This window comes from Paenisporosarcina sp. P4_E4_2, from assembly GCF_056401595.1.
In genome coordinates, this window is record NZ_JBFUJC010000255.1 from 1 (window position 1) to 4,565 (window position 4,565).

The window sequence follows — 4,565 nt, forward strand, 5'->3', positions numbered from 1 at the left end:
GGATTATGAATTGCTCGATGAAGTTTACCAATACCTTCAAAGGTGGGTGACAATTGCCCAACACTTACTCGAGAGAATGTCTAAAAGTCAGCTTGAATCAACACATGCCGATAAACTAGTTGCTGCCGAATGGCAATATTGGTTGAACGAAATGAAAATCAAGACAGGTGAATGGGTCGATATTTTCCTATCTTCTCCTGCAGAACATTCAGTATGGGTGGAAATGGATCGCAGAAGCATTCCAGGTAGCCTGCAAGTGTATAAAAAACCGATTGACAGTACACAGGCGGTCAATGAAATATTTAACGATTGGAGAGGCAGTGCTGGCATCGTCTGGACGTCAGGTACGTTATCAGTCCCAGGAAATAATCGTTTCATCGTCAATCAACTGGGGCTTCCAGAGACGGTGTCCATAAAAAATTACTCTGCGCCAAAAGATTTTTACCAAGGAGCCAATTTATTCATTGTCGATGATATGCCGGATATTCAGCATGTCTCACAATCTGATTTTATCGAAGCAGTTGCCGATGCAGTCATTCAAACGGTTCTGATTACGGAAGGCCGATGTTTTGTGCTCTTCACATCACAGGACATGTTGCGAAAAACAGTCGATTTAATTCAAGATACAGGATTGCTTGAAGATTATATGTTATTCGCCCAAGGCATGACATCAGGTAGCCGCATGAAATTATTGAAATCATTCCAGAGGTTCCGAAAGTCCGTATTGTTTGGTACGAATAGTTTTTGGGAGGGTGTCGATGTACCGGGAGATGCATTAACTGCAGTCATCTTGGTACGGTTGCCGTTTTCTTCACCGGATGAGCCTGTATTCAAAACACAAGCTGACCGTCTGACCAAACAAGGAATCAATTCATTTACATCACTGGCATTGCCGGAAGCGATTCTTAGATTCCGTCAAGGTTTTGGCCGTCTAATTCGTTCATCAACCGATCGTGGCGTATTTATTGTCCTCGATCGCAGAATTGAGTCGAAATCTTATGGGAAAGAGTTTATTAGTGCTTTGCCAGATATCCCAGTTAAGAAAGTATCCCTAGAAGATATGGTCTTGGACCTTGAAAATTGGTATAATGAGAAAGTATGAGCGAAGAAAGTAGGGGTTACAAAATGGAAAGCAGAATTGAAGTAATATCAACAGTTACGGTTGACTATCAATCAGACTTGTATAAAATTGTGGACGCCTTGAATCGCACTTTGAAACAAAGAAATTTAATGTTTGGCCTGGCACTTGAAAAAGATAATCATGAGAAAGCCGTTTTCACAATTTATAAAACGTAAGGTGCAGAAATGAAAAAATGGTTTATTTTTATCAGTGTATTTATTCTTTCATTAACTCTTTGTATCAGCTTGTTTGTCATCTGGAAAGCAGGACAACCTTTCAGAAGCGCAAAACAGGATGCTGAACAATTGGCAATTAGTGAGAAAATGTTAACAGAAGTGACAGATTCACAGGTGTACAGTAGTACAAATACATATATTACTGTACTTGGAAACGATGAAAACGGAGAAGAAAAAGCTGTTTTTATTCCTTCCTCCAATCAAAAATTAAAAATTGAAGAAGTGCTTATGAAAGATGGCATTTCGAAAAAACAAGCCATTAAAACTGTACAAGATGAATTTGAAGTCAAAGAGGTGCTACATACTAAACTTGGCTGGGAACAAAATCATGCAGTATGGGAAATTACATTTTTAAATGAAAACGACAAGCTTAATTACGTTTATTTATTATTTGAAAATGGAAAATGGTGGAAACGTATATTGAATATGTAAAAGGGGACAATCGATGATGAAACCTATATTAGCTAACCGTGTTCAGACATTGACACCGTCAACAACACTTGCCATTACAGCAAAAGCAAAGGAATTAAAAGAACAAGGTATTGATGTGATTGGTCTTGGCGCAGGCGAGCCCGATTATAATACTCCTCAAAACATTTTGGATGCGGCATTTAAGTCGATGAATGATGGTTATACAAAATATACACCAGCAGGCGGTTTGCCAGCATTAAAAAAAGCAATTATCAACAAGTTACAGCGTGATCAACAAATCACATATCAACCGTCTGAAATTTTGATTGGTATTGGTGCGAAACATGTTTTATACACATTGTTCCAAGTACTATTAAATGAAAATGACGAAGTAATCATTCCCATCCCTTATTGGGTAAGTTATCCAGAACAAGTGAAACTTGCAGGAGGCGTACCTATTTATATTGAAGGTACAGCTGAACAACAATACAAAATCACTGCCCAACAAATTAAACAAGCAATCACTGACAAGACTCGTGCCGTTATCTTGAATTCTCCAAGTAACCCAACCGGGATGATTTACTCAAAAACTGAATTGCAGGAAATTGCAGAAGTTTGTAAAGAAGCGAACATCTGGATAATATCTGACGAAATTTATGAAAAATTGATTTATGGAGATGCCAAACATATTTCCATTGCTCAACTTTCAGACGATGCAAAAGAGCGTACGATTATTATCAATGGTGTGTCTAAATCACATTCCATGACAGGATGGCGTATAGGCTATGCAGCGGGCAACAAGGAAATCATTACAGCAATGACAGACTTAGCGAGCCATTCCACATCAAACCCTGTCACTACTTCTCAATACGCTACAATTGAAGCGTATAATGGTCCTCAGGACACAGTAGAAGAAATGCGTTCTGCGTTTGAATCACGTCTTGAAATTATTTTCCCGCAAATAGTAGCTATTCCAGGTTTCAAAGTATTAAAACCACAAGGAGCATTCTATTTATTTCCAGATGTTTCTGAAGCAGCATCAAAAACAGGTTATGATTCAGTTGACACATTTGTAGAAGCACTACTGACTGAGGCAAATGTAGCGGTCATTCCGGGTTCTGGTTTTGGAGCCCCATCAACAATTCGATTATCCTACGCAACTTCACTCGACTTACTTGAAGAAGCAGTGTCACGTATAGATACATTTGTACGATCAAAATGGCAAGATGGTTTGCTGTAATTTCTGGAGGAATTTATGAAAAAAATTATGATTCACGAAATGCCAAAACACTTAGGCGAAACAGTAAAATTAGGTGCTTGGTTAGCCAATAAACGTTCAAGTGGAAAGATTGCATTCTTGCAACTACGCGATGGTTCTGGCTTCGTACAAGGCGTTGTTGTTAAGGCAGATGTGGCAGAAGAATTATTTATCAAAGCAAAATCTTTAACACAGGAAACGTCAATRTACGTTGTCGGAGAAGTTACTAAAGATGAGCGTTCTTCGTTTGGCTTTGAACTTCAAGTGAAAGATATCGAAGTCATTCACGAAGCAGTAGATTTCCCAATCACACCAAAAGAACATGGAACTGAATTTTTGATGGATAACCGTCATTTATGGTTGCGTTCACGTAAACAACATGCCATTATGAAAATCCGTAATGAAGTCATCCGTGCAACTTATGAATTTTTCAATGAAAATGGATTTGCAAAAGTAGATCCGCCGATTTTAACAGGATCTGCTCCTGAAGGAACTTCTGAATTGTTCCAGACCAAATATTTTGATGAAGATGCATATCTTTCTCAATCAGGTCAACTTTATATGGAAGCGGCTGCTATGGCACTTGGAAAAGTGTTCTCATTCGGTCCTACTTTCCGCGCTGAAAAATCAAAAACACGTCGCCATCTGATTGAATTCTGGATGATCGAGCCGGAAATGGCTTTCACGGAATTTGAAGAAAATCTTGTGGTGCAAGAGCAATATGTTTCATACGTTGTTCAATCAGTCCTGAAAAACTGTAAGTTGGAGTTGGAGCGTCTTGATCGTGACGTAACGAAACTTGAACATATTCAAGCTCCTTTCCCACGTATTTCTTATGACGATGCCATCACATTCTTAAATGAAAAAGGGTTTGATGATATTCAATGGGGTGATGATTTTGGCTCACCACATGAAACTGCAATTGCTGAACATTATGACAAGCCTGTATTCATCACGCATTATCCGATTGGTATTAAACCATTCTATATGCAGCCACACCCAGAACGTGATGATGTCGTTTTATGTGCGGACTTAATTGCACCTGAAGGCTATGGCGAAATCATCGGTGGTTCAGAACGTATTCACGATTACGATTTATTGAAACAACGTCTTGCAGAACACGAACTGGATGAAAAAGCATATGCATGGTACTTGGAACTGCGTAAACAAGGCTCCGTGCCACACTCAGGATTCGGACTAGGATTAGAGCGCACAGTAGCATGGATCAGTGGAGCAGAACACGTCCGTGAAGCGATTCCGTTCCCACGCTTATTAAACCGTTTATATCCATAAACAAGAAAAGTGCAGAAGCCCACGCAAGCTCGACTCCGACGGTGGAAGGTACGAATCGAAAACCTGTTTTCGAATAAGTACCTGAAGCGGAGGTGCGAGCTGGGCTTCGGAACTAGACATGTAGGAAAGTAAAGAAAACAGCTAAAATTCGTAACTTGAGTTTTTTATCAATAATATAAGTACAAAGGAGAGTTCGGGTATGCAACAGCAACAGCCAGATCGGCTCCGTATGTGGACAGAGCAGGGA

5 protein-coding genes are annotated in these 4,565 nt (G+C 39.5%); all 5 read left to right on the plus strand.

The genetic code is table 11. From position 1 onward, the window contains the following. Positions 1-1,102: helicase C-terminal domain-containing protein (locus AC1DSB_RS14805; protein WP_477586992.1), on the plus strand; the 1,102-nt coding region annotated here is incomplete at its 5' end. A 23-nt stretch (positions 1,103-1,125) separates the two neighbouring features. Next, positions 1,126-1,296: a YpmA family protein gene (locus AC1DSB_RS14810; RefSeq protein WP_016427387.1), complete on the plus strand. Its 171-nt coding sequence runs from the start codon at positions 1,126-1,128 to the stop codon at positions 1,294-1,296. Positions 1,297-1,305: 9 nt separating this feature from the next. Continuing rightward, positions 1,306-1,788: a cell wall elongation regulator TseB-like domain-containing protein gene (locus AC1DSB_RS14815; protein WP_016427386.1), complete on the plus strand. Its 483-nt coding sequence runs from the start codon at positions 1,306-1,308 to the stop codon at positions 1,786-1,788. 16 nt (positions 1,789-1,804) lie between these two features. Further along, positions 1,805-3,007, plus strand: coding sequence for a pyridoxal phosphate-dependent aminotransferase (locus AC1DSB_RS14820; protein WP_342543762.1), 1,203 nt, complete (start codon positions 1,805-1,807; stop codon positions 3,005-3,007). 15 nt (positions 3,008-3,022) lie between these two features. Beyond that, positions 3,023-4,318 carry an asparagine--tRNA ligase gene (gene asnS, locus AC1DSB_RS14825; protein ID WP_477586993.1) on the plus strand — a complete coding sequence of 432 codons (1,296 nt, stop codon included), beginning with the start codon at positions 3,023-3,025 and terminating at the stop codon, positions 4,316-4,318. The last annotated feature ends 247 nt before the right edge of the window (positions 4,319-4,565 follow it).

Excerpts from the sequence above, each read along its gene's own strand:
- AC1DSB_RS14810 (WP_016427387.1), top strand. The coding sequence starts at position 1,126 with ATGGAAAGCAGAATTGAAGTAATATCAACAGTTACGGTTGACTATCAA.
- AC1DSB_RS14815 (WP_016427386.1), top strand. The coding sequence starts at position 1,306 with ATGAAAAAATGGTTTATTTTTATCAGTGTATTTATTCTTTCATTAACT.
- AC1DSB_RS14820 (WP_342543762.1), top strand. The coding sequence starts at position 1,805 with ATGAAACCTATATTAGCTAACCGTGTTCAGACATTGACACCGTCAACA.